This window comes from Bacteroides mucinivorans (assembly GCF_034654355.2).
Lineage (GTDB): Bacteria > Bacteroidota > Bacteroidia > Bacteroidales > Bacteroidaceae > Bacteroides > Bacteroides nordii.
In genome coordinates this window covers 508,037-523,207 of sequence record NZ_CP178179.1, presented here as the reverse complement: position 1 = coordinate 523,207, position 15,171 = coordinate 508,037, and the positions used below count along the sequence as shown (strand labels likewise).

General features: G+C 41.2%; 12 protein-coding genes, 2 tRNA genes and 1 pseudogene. 6 read left to right on the top strand and 9 right to left on the bottom strand.

The genetic code is table 11. From position 1 onward, the window contains the following. Positions 1 to 37 precede the first annotated feature (37 nt). Positions 38 to 1,882: a 4-hydroxy-3-methylbut-2-en-1-yl diphosphate synthase gene (locus VCM39_RS01690; protein ID WP_322932464.1), complete on the top strand. Its 1,845-nt coding sequence runs from the start codon at positions 38 to 40 to the stop codon at positions 1,880 to 1,882. A 140-nt stretch (positions 1,883 to 2,022) separates the two neighbouring features. Here the strand turns inward: VCM39_RS01690 and VCM39_RS01685 are convergent, their stop codons facing one another. The 3 genes from VCM39_RS01685 to VCM39_RS01675 form a co-directional block, all read right to left on the bottom strand. Next, a complete protein-coding gene (locus tag VCM39_RS01685; protein WP_289291748.1) occupies positions 2,023 to 2,796 on the bottom strand; it encodes a dienelactone hydrolase family protein in 774 nt (257 codons plus the stop codon). A 136-nt stretch (positions 2,797 to 2,932) separates the two neighbouring features. After that, complete coding sequence (locus VCM39_RS01680; protein ID WP_221649151.1) at positions 2,933 to 4,609, bottom strand: S41 family peptidase; 1,677 nt, start codon at positions 4,607 to 4,609, stop codon at positions 2,933 to 2,935. A 44-nt stretch (positions 4,610 to 4,653) separates the two neighbouring features. Then, the gene (locus VCM39_RS01675) at positions 4,654 to 5,640 is read right to left on the bottom strand and encodes an adenosine kinase (RefSeq protein WP_221649150.1); all 987 of its coding nucleotides are present in this window, start codon (positions 5,638 to 5,640) and stop codon (positions 4,654 to 4,656) included. A gap of 76 nt (positions 5,641 to 5,716) precedes the next feature. Between VCM39_RS01675 and VCM39_RS01670 the strand changes: the two genes are divergently transcribed. The 4 genes and pseudogenes from VCM39_RS01670 (at position 5,717) to VCM39_RS01655 (ending at position 6,765) form a co-directional block, all read left to right on the top strand. Continuing rightward, a tRNA-Asn gene (locus VCM39_RS01670) sits at positions 5,717 to 5,790 on the top strand. 29 nt (positions 5,791 to 5,819) lie between these two features. After that, positions 5,820 to 5,893: transfer RNA gene (locus VCM39_RS01665), tRNA-Asn, on the top strand. A 417-nt stretch (positions 5,894 to 6,310) separates the two neighbouring features. Beyond that, a pseudogene (locus VCM39_RS01660) lies at positions 6,311 to 6,409 on the top strand (RNA polymerase subunit sigma-24); the annotation flags it as partial. A 74-nt stretch (positions 6,410 to 6,483) separates the two neighbouring features. Continuing rightward, complete coding sequence (locus tag VCM39_RS01655; RefSeq protein WP_221649149.1) at positions 6,484 to 6,765, top strand: putative quinol monooxygenase; 282 nt, start codon at positions 6,484 to 6,486, stop codon at positions 6,763 to 6,765. A gap of 5 nt (positions 6,766 to 6,770) precedes the next feature. Here VCM39_RS01655 and VCM39_RS01650 read toward each other — a convergent pair whose 3' ends face one another. The 3 genes from VCM39_RS01650 to VCM39_RS01640 are packed head-to-tail and all read right to left on the bottom strand — an operon-like array spanning position 6,771 to position 10,464. Further along, positions 6,771 to 7,460, bottom strand: coding sequence for a ComF family protein (locus VCM39_RS01650; protein WP_221649148.1), 690 nt, complete (start codon positions 7,458 to 7,460; stop codon positions 6,771 to 6,773). Positions 7,461 to 7,465: 5 nt separating this feature from the next. Next, on the bottom strand, positions 7,466 to 8,278 hold the full coding sequence (locus VCM39_RS01645; protein WP_221649147.1) for an inositol monophosphatase family protein: 813 nt from the start codon (positions 8,276 to 8,278) through the stop codon (positions 7,466 to 7,468). Between the two features lie 11 nt (positions 8,279 to 8,289). Beyond that, positions 8,290 to 10,464 (bottom strand): polysaccharide lyase 8 family protein, encoded by a 2,175-nt coding sequence (locus tag VCM39_RS01640; protein WP_322932463.1) that lies wholly within the window; start codon positions 10,462 to 10,464, stop codon positions 8,290 to 8,292. A gap of 228 nt (positions 10,465 to 10,692) precedes the next feature. On the opposite strand from VCM39_RS01640, the gene VCM39_RS01635 reads away from it, so the two are divergent. After that, positions 10,693 to 10,899 (top strand): hypothetical protein, encoded by a 207-nt coding sequence (locus VCM39_RS01635; protein WP_221649145.1) that lies wholly within the window; start codon positions 10,693 to 10,695, stop codon positions 10,897 to 10,899. Between the two features lie 143 nt (positions 10,900 to 11,042). Here the strand turns inward: VCM39_RS01635 and VCM39_RS01630 are convergent, their stop codons facing one another. The 3 genes from VCM39_RS01630 to VCM39_RS01620 are packed head-to-tail and all read right to left on the bottom strand — an operon-like array spanning position 11,043 to position 15,156. Continuing rightward, the gene (locus VCM39_RS01630; protein WP_195350595.1) at positions 11,043 to 11,408 is read right to left on the bottom strand and encodes an HmuY family protein; all 366 of its coding nucleotides are present in this window, start codon (positions 11,406 to 11,408) and stop codon (positions 11,043 to 11,045) included. A gap of 23 nt (positions 11,409 to 11,431) precedes the next feature. Beyond that, a complete protein-coding gene (locus VCM39_RS01625) occupies positions 11,432 to 12,973 on the bottom strand; it encodes a hypothetical protein (RefSeq protein WP_322932462.1) in 1,542 nt (513 codons plus the stop codon). Next, on the bottom strand, positions 12,970 to 15,156 hold the full coding sequence (locus VCM39_RS01620) for a HEAT repeat domain-containing protein (RefSeq protein WP_221649143.1): 2,187 nt from the start codon (positions 15,154 to 15,156) through the stop codon (positions 12,970 to 12,972). The genes VCM39_RS01625 and VCM39_RS01620 overlap by 4 nt, the downstream gene beginning before the upstream one ends. Between the last annotated feature and the right edge of the window lie 15 nt (positions 15,157 to 15,171).

Sequence of the window (15,171 nt, the reverse complement as noted above, 5' to 3'; positions counted from 1 at the left end):
TCGTCTAATCGTAAATCGTCTAATCGTAAATAAAATCGTGGATTTATTCAATTACTCCCGGAGAGAAACATCAGAAGTAAATATTGGGGCTGTTCCATTGGGCGGCCTTAACCCTATCCGTATCCAGTCGATGACTAATACATCAACTCAGGATACAGAAGCTTGTGTAGAACAGGCGAAACGTATTGTAGATGCAGGTGGCGAGTATGTACGCCTTACAACACAGGGTATCAAGGAGGCTGAGAACCTGATGAATATCAACATCGGCCTACGTAGCCAGGGATATATGGTACCACTTGTTGCCGATGTACACTTCAATCCCAAAGTGGCTGATGTGGCAGCACAATATGCCGAAAAAGTACGTATTAATCCGGGAAACTATGTAGATCCGGGACGTACCTTCAAGCAATTGGAATATACGGATGAGGAATACGCGCAAGAATTACAAAAAATTCGTGACCGCTTCATTCCTTTTCTGAATATCTGCAAAGAGAACCACACTGCAATCCGTATCGGAGTAAATCACGGTTCATTATCCGACCGTATCATGTCTCGCTACGGTGACACTCCCGAAGGGATGGTGGAATCATGTATGGAGTTCCTGCGTATCTGCATAGACGAAAAATTTAAGGATGTAGTAATTTCAATCAAAGCCTCCAACACGGTTGTAATGGTAAAAACAGTTCGTCTGTTGGTAGCCGTAATGGAAAAGGAAGGGATGGAATTTCCTCTGCATCTGGGAGTTACGGAAGCCGGAGACGGAGAAGACGGACGTATCAAATCGGCATTGGGAATAGGAGCATTGCTGGCAGATGGATTGGGAGATACCATCCGTGTCTCTTTAAGTGAAGAACCAGAAGCAGAAATTCCTGTAGCACGTAAGTTAGTAGATTACATCCTTACCCGCCAAGACCATCCTTATATCCCCGGAATAGAAACACCTGAATTCAATTACCTCTCTCCTACCCGCCGGAAAACGAATGCCATCCGAAATATTGGTGGAAACAATCTTCCTGTTGTCCTTGCCGACCGCATGGACGGAAAGACAGAGGTCAATCCGCAATTTATACCCGATTATATTTATGCAGGAAGAGAACTTCCCGCCATACGGGAAGCCAATGTTGAATATATCCTTGATGCCGATGTATGGGCAGGAGAAAAAGGCACATGGCCGGCATTCAATTACTCTCAGCTTCCACTGATGGGCATGTGCCAGGCAGAACTAAAATTCTTATTCATGCCGTATATAGCACAGACAGATGAGGTGATTGCCTGTCTCAAAACACACCCGGAAGTGGTTATTATTTCTCAAAGCAATCATCCGAATCGTATTGGAGAGCACCGTGCTTTGGTACACCAGTTGATGTCTGAAGGATTGAAGAACCCGGTTATCTTCTTTCAGCATTACCAGGAAGAGGATGCGGAAGATTTGCAAATCAAAGCTGCTGCTGATATGGGGGCATTGATATTTGATGGCTTGTGTGATGGTATCTTTCTGTTCAATCAGGGATTACTTTCTCATGCCATCGTAGATGCTACCGCTTTCGGCATTCTGCAAGCCGGACGTATCCGTACCTCCAAAACCGAATATATTTCTTGTCCGGGTTGTGGACGAACGTTGTTCAACCTACAAAGCACTATTGCCCGTATCAAAGAAGCGACTTCTCACTTGAAAGGATTGAAAATAGGTATTATGGGATGCATTGTGAATGGCCCCGGAGAAATGGCAGATGCTGACTATGGATATGTAGGTGCCGGACGTGGCAAAGTCAGCCTCTACAAACAGAAGGAATGTATAGAAAAAAATATTCCGGAAGAAGAAGCTGTAGAGAAGTTGATTGAACTAATTAAGGCGAACGGAGATTATACTGAGCAAAAATAAATCTATTTACGATTAGACGATTTACGATGTATGATTGGGACCACTCTGTCTCTAACATTGCTGAAACAGGCTTTTAAAGAGTAACTTCAATCGTAAATCGTCTAATCGTAAATAGATTCATTATTCATTCCATCGATATATTATCTTTTTTTCTTCTGCCTAAATAACCAGTCCATAAATTCCGGATAATTGAATGCCGGATTCCAACTACCGTGATCACAGCCGGGAAACTCAATGTATTCTACATCAACCCCTGCCGCTTTCAATGCCCTATAGGCCACACGTGATCCTTCTACCGTCACTACATTATCCGCATCTCCATGAAAAATACGAAACTTTACTCCCTTAACATCTGCTAACCGGGATGGATTCACTGTTCCACAAATAGGAATTGCTGCTGCAAAAAGTTCCGGAAAACGGATAATCATATCATAGGTACCCATTCCCCCCATTGAAAGGCCAATAATATAAACACGATTCGTATCTATCTGCGGCATACCAAGATAGACATCCAACAGTTCCTTTAACGAGCTAAAAACAGGAGATATCTCTTGTCCGACAGGCATATCCGACGGAACGAACGAGACAGGACGAGAAGTATATGCCCAGTAAGCATCTATCGGACACTGAGGGATTAACACAAAAGCCGGATACTTCTCACGATTTACCGGATTAAGAAACATCTGGCCTCCATGAACCAATTGCTTTTCATTATCACCGCCCCGTTCTCCTGCACCATGTAAAAAAAGAACAAGTGGATACTTCTTTCCTGTTTTCTCTTTTTCCGGACGAAGTAAACGGTATTTTAATGAATCACCCCGGGAAGAGATAAACACTTCTTTCTGATAAACCTCCTGCGCAGAAACAGAAATAGTCAATAGAAACAATAAACAAAAACTAATAATCTTTTTCATATCCTATTTACACCATTATTCTTTAAAATATAAAGATACATTCTATTTATCAAACAATCTCATTTATAAGCACCACTCTCTACAAAAAAGGGAACACATGACCTGCGTTCCCCTCTCAATATGATAAAATATAAATCTACTTATTCTCAGTCGTTGTCACACTCAATATCTGTTGATAACGCTCCGGATTCGTTAAAATCTTCACAGCCTCATCCAATTCATTATCGCCTTTCAACTGCTGGATAATCGCACCACGCTGATAATAATAACGCTTAATAATTTCCTCAGCAATCATTGCCTTAATGTCTTTAGAGAAATAATCAAGATCACGATCCAGGTTATGAGTCAACTTATTTTCCAATGCTTTAAATTCATCGGAAGCCTCTTTCATGTATCCTTCAAACTCGGCAGCCTCTTTCAGAGTCTTTAATATCTTCTCACTCTGTTGGTCATACTTGAAATCTGCACCCTTCACTTTATTCTTGAAATCTGTATAGTCAGCATCTGTCAATTCAAACTTTTCTGCCGAAGCAACAACAGGGTGTTTCAAACAGTAGTCTGTTGCATAATCAAATATCAAATTATCACGAACCAAATAGTATAGAATATTGGGCAACCGTTCCTGCTTTACTTCGATATCGGGAGAAACACCACCCCCATCACGAACTTCACGTCCGGCGGCGGTATGGAAAACAGTTGTCAAACTATCAGGAATACGTGCCACACTACCATCTTCATTACGATGCGCATAATCAATAGCCTGTACACAACGTCCACTTGGAATGTAGTATTTAGAGGTAGTAATCTTCAAATTACCTCCATAAGGTAAAGAACGGGGTACTTGCACCAAGCCTTTTCCATAAGTACGGTTACCTACAATCACAGCCCGATCAAGATCTTGCAATGACCCGGAAAGAATCTCCGACGAAGAAGCCGTACCACTATTTACCAACACAGCAATCGGAATATCCGTATCCAATGGTTCACGCAGGGTTTTGTAAGTATTACTGGCCTGCTTTATCTTACCTTTCGTTGTTACAATCGTCTTGCCCCGTGGCACAAAGAAGTTCACTATTTCCACAGCTTGGTCAAGTAGTCCACCACCATTATTGCGCAAGTCTATTACCAGCGACGTAGCACCTTGTTTTTTCAAATCCAGGAAAGCCTTTTTAAAATCTTTGGAAGGACTTCCCGAAAAGCTACTAAGGTTTATATAACCAACCTGGCCCTCCATTATTCCATAATAAGGAATGGTAGGCATCTGAATAGAACGGCGTACAATTGTAAATTCCAACGGCTCTTTCACACCGGGGCGTTGTATCTTCAGTTTGAAACTGGTACCCACCTGCCCCCGAAGTAATGTACTCACATCCGAATTGTTCTTCAAATCTTTTCCATCAATTTCCAACAATATATCACCGGCTTTCAAACCGCTTTCTGCTGCCGGCATTCCTTCGTAAGGTTCAGCAATGACAGTATACTGAAGTTTCGGATTATATCTGATCAAAGAACCAATACCTCCATAAGAGCCCTTGACCATCATCTCCAGTTCGTCCTGATCGTTTTCCGGATAATATACTGTATAAGGATCAAGTGAATACAGCATATTGTCAATCCCCTCACGAATCGTTTTATTCGGATCAATGGTATCCACATAAAACATATCCAGCTCTTTTACAATCGCATTGAATATGTCGAGATTCTTAGCGATCTGGAAATTGCGGTCGTCTCCTTTTTTGAAACCAAAGAATGCTACAGCAATCAGCACAATCACTGCAATGATACCATTCTGCCTATTTAGAAACTTTTTCATACACTTTTAGTTAAAATGAGTCGTAAATGTAACTCATTACCTGCTTATTCAGACAGAACTTCGTTAATATTTAACTTTATTTCATCCCAACGTTCTTTTGAGATAGTGGTTCCGATAACCTGTATAACATTTCCAGAAAGAATGGAACCTATCTTAGCACACTTTTCCAATGAATAACCGCAAGTAAGCCCATATAAGAATCCTGCTGCAAAATAATCACCGGCGCCTGTGGTGTCTATCACTTTATTTACCGGAATAGCCGATACTCTGACTTCTTCCGTACCTTTACGAATTAGCGAACCTTTACATCCTATTTTCACAATAGCAATACTGCATAGCTTACCGATGATTTCCAAAGCCTCTTCAGGTTCTTTACCTGTAAATGCCTTGGCCTCTTCCTCATTAGCAAATACAATGTCTACATATTTACTTATCAATAAAGAAAAGAATTCCTTATCACCCTCCACGATATTATAACTGGCCATATCGAGACAAATTTGTAATCCGGCTTCCTTTGCCAATTTAATGGCACGGAGAATCATATCATGGTCTTGCACCAGGTATCCTTCAATATATAGATAAGCATATCCCTTAAACATATCCAATGATAAATCTTCGGCTCTCAACGTAGAAGCAGCTCCCAAATATGTCCCGAAAGTACGTTCGCCATCCGAAGAAATAAAAGTAGATGCTACTCCCGAAGGTAATTCAGAAAGGAGCAAATTGTCTTCAATATTGTTTTTCTGGAGATTTTCACGGAAAAAGTTTCCATAATTATCATTTCCCACTTTTCCTATAAAACCGGTAGCAGCTCCAAGGCAAGAGAGTCCAAGAATAGTATTTCCAGCCGATCCTCCGGTTGCAAGAAGGGTCTTCATGTTACTAAATTTCTCGTTAATCTGTTGTAACTTAGCGTCATCGATGAGTTGCATGCTCCCCTTTGGTAAACCCATTTCATCAAGAATAGTGTCATCTTTCAGAGTTGCAAGTACGTCTACAAGGGCGTTGCCCAAACCAATTATTTTGTCCATTTTGATATTTTTTTTGCAAAGATATTGCATATTTCAAAATATCCTATTACTTTTGCATCGCAATTGAGAAAAACATTCTTCCTTAGCTCAGTCGGTTAGAGCATCTGACTGTTAATCAGAGGGTCCTTGGTTCAAGTCCAAGAGGAAGAGCAAAGTTTAAAATCTTGACTGCAAATTATTCTTCCTTAGCTCAGTCGGTTAGAGCATCTGACTGTTAATCAGAGGGTCCTTGGTTCAAGTCCAAGAGGAAGAGCAAGAAAGTCCGTCACTATGGCGGACTTTTTTGTATTTATTCCCCTCAACAAAACGACAATGTCACCTTTATCATAGCCGCAAAACTACGCTATATGCTTATAGCAACCGTCTACCCTGTCCCATCCGTATAACTATAGCCACCATTCCCGAACACGCCGAATATCACAACTCATTAAAAAAAATGCTTCCCTTTAAAATATTCCTTTTTCACATTCGTCTACCAGAATAGATGGTATACCTCGACAACAAATTTAATAACCCTAAACTTTTCACAAGTATGTTTGGATTAAAAAGAAGAAAGATAATATCTTTACTCATAATAGACGCAAAGTGCACTGGTTGCGGTACGTGTATAGACAGATGCCATCAGGCTGATGACAAAAAAGATAGTGGAATAATGTACTTTAATAACAAAATCCCAGTTAATACACTGTTGTCGAGAAAACGTTACGCAGTGCTTCATCTGAGAAAACGGTTAACCCGGTTATATGAAGAACTTCTGGACAGTGAATAATTCTTTGACATAAGCCAAGCCATTTTCCAATTCTATTAGTTACTTTTGTGCAATACCAATAACAGTAAGGTAATATGGAAAAGAAAACAATTGTAGCACGCGTCGAGGTGCTTCCTGGCAAAGAACAGGAGTTTATCAGTAAAGCAGAACCTCTGATACAAGAAACAAGAGCTGAAGAAGGCAATATCAGTTACAATCTTTATCAGAATCCAACGAACCCGGTAGCATTCATCTTTTACGAAGAGTACAAAGATCAGCATGCAATAGATATACATGCTACATCCACACATTTCCGAACGTTCGGGAAGGCTATTAAAGGGTTATTGGCGTCAGAGCTAATCATCGAATCGTTCTAAACAAGTTATTCGGCTATAGCCAATGCAAGTATGCTAAAACGCACTTCACCAGCTTTTTCAAGGGCAGAAGCACAGGCCACGGTAGTAGCTCCGGTGGTAAGCACATCATCAATAATAAGTACATGCTTTCCCACGAAACACTCCGGAGTAACAAGATGAAAGGTACCATCCACGTTTTCCCAACGTTCAAACACAGATTTACGAGTTTGCGTTTCGGTATTCTTTTCACGTACCACACCGGAAGTTTCTACTGGTATGGAAGTAATAGCAGAAACTCCGCGAGCTATCCATTCGCTCTGATTATAGCCGCGTAGTTTCTGTTTTTTCTTATGAAGCGGTACAGGAACAATTACATCCACCCCTTCAAAAAAGCCGGAAGAAAGTAATTCTGCTGCCACACAACGTCCCATTACTTCTCCAATTTCCTTTTGACCACCATACTTCAATTGATGAAGGATATGACGAAAATCACTTCCCCGTCGATAAAAGAAATAAGCCGTAGCTCTTTCCAGAGGTATTTTCCCCCAGAATAATTGCTCCGCCAAATTATCTTTAATCTGATGGTATCCCGTACGAGGCAACTCCATATTACAACGGGCACACAAACACTTTTCTCCTTTTGCCAATGGACCACCACATATCAGACAACAGCGCGGAAAAAAGAGAGAAAAGAAAGAGCTAAACCAGTCTTTCATAATACTTAATGATTAAGCAATCCTTCTGGCAGGAGTTCGTTTACCAAATTCTGCAAAAGCGAATGAATCCCCCCATTCGTAGCAATAATATGATGCCCTTCTATAAAATGTTTATTCCCACAAAAATCGGTCACCTCTCCACCGGCTTCCAATACAATCAATGCAGCCGCAGCATAGTCCCATTTACCAATAAATGCTTCCAACCAACCTTCAAAGCGTCCGGCAGCTACATAGCAGATAGCAGCAGCGGCAGAGCCATTCATACGAATACCACCCACTCTGCCATAAAGGTTATCTAACAGGTGCAGTGCTGTCTGTTTATATGCCCCGTCATTGTAAGGCAGTTCTACTATAAGAAAAGAATTAGTTATATCCCGAACTTCCGAAACTTGCAACTGTACACCATTCAACCAAGCCTTCCCTCCTTTCCAGGCATAAAAACACTCGTCACGGCAAACCTCATAAACAACACCAAGTAATAATTCATCGCGGTTACGCAGCGCAATACTAACACAATAGGGGGCATTATCATGGATATAGTTAGTAGTTCCGTCCAGCGGATCAATTACCCAACAATAGGGTTCGTCATTATAAGTAGCCGACCCTTCTTCGGCAATAAATCCCGCCTCGGGAAGTAATGCAGAAAGTGCTGCTACTAACTTTTTCTCTGATTCCTTATCTACATAAGAAACATAATCGTGCGCACACTTCTCGACAACATATTCAGAGCGAAAATTCTTCCGCTCTTCTCTCAGAAAACCACCGATAGCATTTGCTATACAGCATACATCGGCAGTCAATTGTTTTAAATCTAACATCTCATTTTAATTTAATCCTTCGATTTTCCCAAAGAATACACCTTCGACATTCCCGCATAAATGCCGGTATCAGAAAAATCACATACGATTGCCTTTACATGCTTATCTACAGAAGGAATACAAATATCCACATTAATAACAGATTGTGTCTGTGCTGGATCTGCAATATGAAAATATAAAGCGGAATTCTCCAGATTTTTAAAAAGTAGCGCACAACCTTTATCCACCTTTACCGTAATCTTACCATGATTGAACGTTGCAGCCCGATAAAACACCATCTCCCAAACATCCAGTTTCTTATTTCTGACTACCTGAATCGAATCGCTATTAGCAAGAATCTCTATATTGTCTACCGGATAAGCAGTCATGTCTTTCACCGTCTTTTTATTGGGAACCACAATATAAGCATAGGTTGCATCCCGGGGTGACAGCCCATGATCAAAACCCAGCGTAAATACATCTGTATCCTGCTCCATCCTTGGGGCAGCCGTATTGATATCATACCAGTTGCCGGACTGTGTTTTATTACTTAGAAAAACATTACCACCCATAGGGAATACATAGCCAACCTCATTGTGTAGTACCCAACTCAGTTTATCTTTATAGAAGTAATTTCCAGCTCCTACTGTGGAAATCCGGTTATTATCGGCTATGGTAACCGGTAACTCGTTATTGAGCAGACATTGATTCACCGTTGTACTGATACTCTCCATGGCAGTAGATGTAATCCCTGCGCCCAGACATACAACCTCATCATCAAAAAAGAACCATGCCTTTTTTGCAGTAGTATTTATTCCGGCATAATCATCCTGATAGGCATAAGCAGTTACCCCATAGATACTGTCTGACACACCACCGGCAAAGGTGGATGTTCCTCTCGTTTGCCAATCACTGGCAGCTTTAGGAATAGTTGTCATTTGCGGTGCTGTCACTCCGGGTATTTTTGCCCAGTCCCACACCGGGAAGATATTATAATACTCATCTCCCTTTATTACTATATTAGTACAACCATCCGAAAGGAAATAAGTTTTCAGATTCTCGCCATTCCCATACTCACACCGCATAGTACGAGAAGAAGCCATACGAACATCAAATGCATACCCCGGACGTACATGCAACGTATAATCTCCGATAAAATAGTGTGTATGGCACGGTTTCACAGCATAATCCGCTGGTTTCTTTCCGGCAAGGCGATCAACAATCGCCTCATATTCATCTGCATATTCCGGATCCAGAATGATCATTCGTTTAGCAAACTCAGCCATTGCGCTTTTATCCAGAATACCGGGACGGCTTACTCCACGCCCCAACACATCATATGACATATATTTACCACGAATCGTCTGGTAATAAGTACCCCGCATGAACTTACTCAGAAGTGCCAGTTTATCTGCTGGCAAAGCATACTGGGTACCTCTTGTATACATAGCCACCTGGGTCACTCCTTTCAGTATTTCGTCACCATAGCCACCTATATACAACTGTACTCCATGCTGAAAATAACAGTTATCATATTGAAATCCCTCCTTAGTAGTATACACAACAGTACTATATGAATAAGCAATGGCCTTTTTCAACATCTCTTCATCAGCTGTCAGGCAAGCCCGGTAAATCCAATGCAAGGCAATATCAGTCATATTGGCTCCGGTCCATTTGGCCGGATCACCACCTTCAGCTTTCATCCGTTCCAAAGTTTTATGCTCAAGATCGGCAGGAGTATGCTTTTTTCCCGTGCGCATCTGAATTAAAAGAACACCCATCCGTTGTGGTTCGGCTATCTGATTATACCACCAATTACTACAATTCGGATTACGCTGATACCAATATTCAAGTGCAGCCACAATCTTATTATACAATGCTTCCTGCCGGTAGTATTTATTCTCCGGATTTGTATAGGCAAAAACAAAATCATAGACACGGTCAACGTGAATCAACGGTTCCCAGTTTGTACGGTCTGTACGACTATAATCTATATCTGTAAATGAACCATCGGCAGCATTGTATTTTGCCAGATATTCATCAATAGAAGGATTGCCGGCAAAATCCATCCGTATCTTATCCATCAACATTTCAAACTCATTTACTTCTCCCGGTGAAGGAGATAAAAGGCGGGTATTTGCCATGCTCGGTAGAAAAGGCACTGCAAGTACAACCAATACTACCATACAACGAAACACTGTTCTCATAGTCTGTTTTTTATAAATTACTTCTATAAATTGTCAGTAAAGTTGGCAATTTTCTATGAGATACAAGCTATTATACAGTATATTTTTCCTCTTTTTAAGATCCGGAAGAACCTAATATGATTCTGCTTCAATGATAATTAAATACTATATTTTACAAAAAGTATAAAAATCGGAACATTCCCTGCCTGTGGCTGTTTTATTCCTATAAACAATTAAAATAGAACGATTATGAGTGGTATTATTAACAGAAACAATCCTATTGCCGAAGAGAACATTGATCCTGACGGACGTCCGGCAATTGATAAGTTTGAAGATTGGAGTAATGAAGTATCAGAAACCGAAAATGCGTTTCATGATACCAAAGAAAACATTACTAAAAGTAAGAAAGAACGGATCAAGGAAATGGATAAAGTCATCAAAGAAGATTTGAAATGAAACAGTGCTTCTTCTCTCAGAGAATGCTGATTATCAAGCATTAAAAAAGTACGTACTTTTTTACTACAAACTAACGTATTTAACACAGCGTTAAATACGTATTTAAGTAGTAGTGAAATACGTACTTTCTTTATATAAAGAATCTATTTATTGGTGTACACATCCACCTTGAACTCTTCGGAAGGAAGAGTGGTAAGTTCTCCATAAGGAGTAAGAACTGACTGAATCCCTCCCTGTCCGACCCCCGAAGTACCACTATTCGTACGAATATACTTTCCGCAAACAGCCATATCCCAATCCGTACGGAGGCGCCAGTGAGCATCATCTTCTGCAGAATTCAGCGGCGAAGTACCTACTACCTCACCGGTAGACAAAGAGATATAAGTCCACTGCATATCATTCAGTCCGGATAAGGTAACCAAACGGTCTTCCTCTTGTATAACAGATTTCTCCGAAGCACAAGAAGTGAACAGACCTATACATATTAAAATAAAAATAATCGGTTTCATAACTAATTTTTCATTTACAGTTATCAAGGTAGAGGAGCATAACGAATGGTCAGTTTTCCATTCTTCCGGTCGTATCCCTGGAACTGTAATTTAACGGTTTGTCCGTTTGCTTTACGAACCACAAACGGGTGAGACTGAGGAGTATTAGTATCAGGAACCAGCCACTCCACAGGACTGGCTGAAAGTCCGCTTTCTATAGTAGAAGAGGTAGAAAGCTTTAACTCTCCTTTGATAGGCAGATCTTTCTCTGTACACGCATATTCTGTTCCAGTGCGATAGTCATTCACAGAAAAACTGTTTATTTTCCCTTCCCCTAATTTCCCATTGCCAATTTGCCTGACAATCAGAAAATATTTGGGAGAGCGGGAAGACTGAAAATCAGCCAATTTATCTGTAAAGTTAAGCCCTACTTCAATAGTCTTGAAAGATTCAAGTGTACCGTTTCCCTGCATATAATAGTCACCACCCTGTGTCAACATTAACGGATAATCTAATATGACGGAAGGAGAAGCGGCATCTCCTTCGGCTACACCCAAACGAAAATAGAGATCATTACGAGATGTATAAGTCAACTTCACCCGAAAAACAACAAGCGGAGTATGAATCTCCGGTTCTACCATAAGTGCCTCTGCATCCAAATCGGCAAGACCACCCTCAGCGGCAGGGAGTAGAAAATATTTATAAGGATAATAGCACTTACCTTCACTTCCCCACCAGGTTCCCCAGGAATTTACTACAATGAAAGCTCCACGCTCGTCTTCAGTAATCTCTCCATCACCATTTAAATCATAGGCTACCGTATCATCATACCCGGCAATGGTAAGAGCATGTGCTCCGTCCGTACCGGGACGGGTGATCATATGTGTCAATCCAGTGACAGATGTCCCCTTATAGGTAACCTCTTTCCAGTCAGAGCTCTTGCACGAAAAAGTAACCACACCACCCGGTTCTCCCTCTTCGCCACGATTATAAAGATACTGGCGAAGACGATCTATACCTTCCCGCGTCTTTAGAGTAAACTTTGAGTAACTCTTCACCCGATAATTCATAGCGCGAAGATATTTATCATAACCAGTCATCCAGGTAGTAGAAGAGGTGGCAGTACTCTCATCATTCATATCACTCAATGTTACAGCACCAGCTACCTTCATCATGTTATAACCCAGTTCAGGATGAGAGCCCTGGTCATTTCCTTCATTCAGATAATTCCAGGTAAAATGATAATTGAATATGTGTTCAGGACTATCAGCAGCACGATCAAGCAAACGGTTCAACTCATAAGTATAAACATAGCGCACACCAGAGGCTTGTGAGCAGGAATTACCCAACTGAGAAAATACAGGAGGGAAATATTTCAAGGTTGAATTATCTACACCCTCCGGGAGTACAGCAGAGGAGGCAGAACGTGTATTCGTCCCCCACTCCGGTATTCTTTGCCTGCGGGAGATATCCTCCTGCGTCAAAGGTTTCACCGGATAAACAGGGCGTACCTGCTGTGCTACCGATGACAGACCGATAGCAAGCAGGCAAGCTATTAAAATTATATACTTTCGTGAATTATTCATTTACGATGATTCATTATCCGATTATAAGTTTTAAGTGCCTCATCACGCACAGCTTGTGAATAACGGCTATCCTGACTCATAGCCTGTGCCACCTGGCTTATTTCATTGTGGCGACATGACATCCTGAACCATCCCAGCGCTTCAAGCAATGAAACCTGAACCGGTTCATTATCCGTTTTCTGGAGATACTCCAATAACTGAGGAATCTGGCTGTGCACATTATAATTGCGTAAATAGCGGATACGCCCCAACCGTTGATTCACCGTCAGACTATCATCTGCATAAATAGAACTAATATCTTTCAGCCAACGGTTAGAATTTACTTCAATAGCACGTTTAATGCCTTGCTCTGCCTTTTCGCTCTCTACATACAATGACGGATTAAACTGTTTCTGAAACTCAGCCGTCAATGCTTTTTCCGGGAGAAGTGCAAGTGCCTGTTTTACATTAAATTCAATACGCTCCGCTGTATTATTACGAATGGCAGCACGAATCAACGCAGGAACCAGACGATCATCTCCATTACGAGCAATCATATTGATAGCAAAACGCTGGATCATTTCATAACTATCGGATACAGCTAAATCAAGACAACGGATAAAGTTATCATCGTCATATTCAGAAAGTAATACCAGACATTCCATACGCACGATATCAGACGGGCTACTCATAAACTTATCCAACAGTTGTTTGGAGTTCATCTGTCCGCCATCCGAAAGCTGCCTCAATGCCATAGCCTGCAAAGCAGGATAAGAACTATTCAGTTGTTTCTTCCACCAGGCAGCATTTTTAGTTGAAAGCACCTCATTGATATCAAATCCCAGAGAAACGGGAACAGCAAAATGAAAAGTAGGATCACCAATCAAATGCCCTTCCAGATAAGGATTTTCCATCGCCATACGCCCAACTCTCATACCCAGACCAACAAGTCCCAAATAACGATCTGTCCACTTCTCCTGCAGCACGTTTACACTGTTTGCAAGTACAGCCATTGTATTGCCTTTACCCGAAATATAGGCACCGGCTATATATTTATCTTTATGGAAAGAACCGTTGAAACAAGCATCCAGCACGATAAAACGGGCATTGGGAGTATAGTTGTCAAAGTCTTCAATATACAAATCGAGACTACGCAGGAAAAGAGAATCTTTTTGGGTGATTTCCGGATCAAAACTACCTTCAAACCAGGAAGCCGGCAGATCATCGAAACGCTTACTTAATACCAACTGTATCGAATCAGTATTCTTTCCCTTCTCACGGGCATGACGCATTGTTTCACGCAAATAAAGCTTGATGCCCTCCACCTGATCTTTAGTAGTCTGCGGTTCGGGCAGATCATTCATATATTCTATTTCCACATCTCCGTGATGATGGAGAATAGCGATATCAAGATCATTGCGCTGAAGTTCGGACATCAGGCGATACTTCACAGCAGCATCCCGTTTGTGATCAATATACTCAATGCCATTTTGCTGTATCCGTGTCCAGGGAAAGTTTTCAACTAAGGCTAACTTCTCATCAATCCGGGCCATCATAGATTCGGATACATACCCCTGCCCACTGAAGTAAAGTAACTGATCGGCAGGGTTAGTATTTTGCTTTAAAGCCACTACCTTTTGCAGATAAGCACGTAACTTATCATATTTAGAAGCATCATCAGCCGACATTTTTATACGTCCCGAATAGATTTCAGGAGACAGAAATTGCGGAGAATCCGGAGACAGAGAGTAGTAGTAATACAATGGATACTGTTCATCTTTATCCAGAAAATTGAACTTCAGATCGAAGTCGTCATAGAAGCGATCAGAAGGCACCGATGATTCGGTACGGGGAAAGGTTTCCTGATTCATTTTAAAAGCAGAAGTCAGGTGTTGTGCATCACGTATCATAGGTACCGGAATATCCCCTACAAAAACAGCTCCTTCAATAGGGCATTCCTTTTCAAGATACAACTGTTGAAGCTGAAAGCGAATCGAATCAGGGACTCCCCAACGGTCTACAATGATGTAGGTCTTTAGTCCGTCATTCTCTACAGCCTTAGCATAATTATCTATATCCGTACGAGCTTCCTTATAGCTCACCGGATCAACTACAATAGCGAAACCCCGTTGAAGTTTTGCAGCCAATGCAACAGAGGTTATTGTTCCGGCAAGAATCAGTAAGCTAACTATTCTTTTTATCATTTTTCGTCTATTACT

Excerpts from the sequence above, each read along its gene's own strand:
- VCM39_RS01655 (WP_221649149.1), top strand. The coding sequence starts at position 6,484 with ATGGAAAAGAAAACAATTGTAGCACGCGTCGAGGTGCTTCCTGGCAAA.
- VCM39_RS01635 (WP_221649145.1), top strand. The coding sequence starts at position 10,693 with ATGAGTGGTATTATTAACAGAAACAATCCTATTGCCGAAGAGAACATT.
- VCM39_RS01625 (WP_322932462.1), bottom strand. The coding sequence starts at position 12,973 with ATGAATAATTCACGAAAGTATATAATTTTAATAGCTTGCCTGCTTGCT.
- VCM39_RS01620 (WP_221649143.1), bottom strand. The coding sequence starts at position 15,156 with ATGATAAAAAGAATAGTTAGCTTACTGATTCTTGCCGGAACAATAACC.
- VCM39_RS01685 (WP_289291748.1), bottom strand. The coding sequence starts at position 2,796 with ATGAAAAAGATTATTAGTTTTTGTTTATTGTTTCTATTGACTATTTCT.
- VCM39_RS01645 (WP_221649147.1), bottom strand. The coding sequence starts at position 8,278 with ATGTTAGATTTAAAACAATTGACTGCCGATGTATGCTGTATAGCAAAT.
- VCM39_RS01675 (WP_221649150.1), bottom strand. The coding sequence starts at position 5,640 with ATGGACAAAATAATTGGTTTGGGCAACGCCCTTGTAGACGTACTTGCA.
- VCM39_RS01680 (WP_221649151.1), bottom strand. The coding sequence starts at position 4,609 with ATGAAAAAGTTTCTAAATAGGCAGAATGGTATCATTGCAGTGATTGTG.
- VCM39_RS01630 (WP_195350595.1), bottom strand. The coding sequence starts at position 11,408 with ATGAAACCGATTATTTTTATTTTAATATGTATAGGTCTGTTCACTTCT.
- VCM39_RS01640 (WP_322932463.1), bottom strand. The coding sequence starts at position 10,464 with ATGAGAACAGTGTTTCGTTGTATGGTAGTATTGGTTGTACTTGCAGTG.
- VCM39_RS01650 (WP_221649148.1), bottom strand. The coding sequence starts at position 7,460 with ATGAAAGACTGGTTTAGCTCTTTCTTTTCTCTCTTTTTTCCGCGCTGT.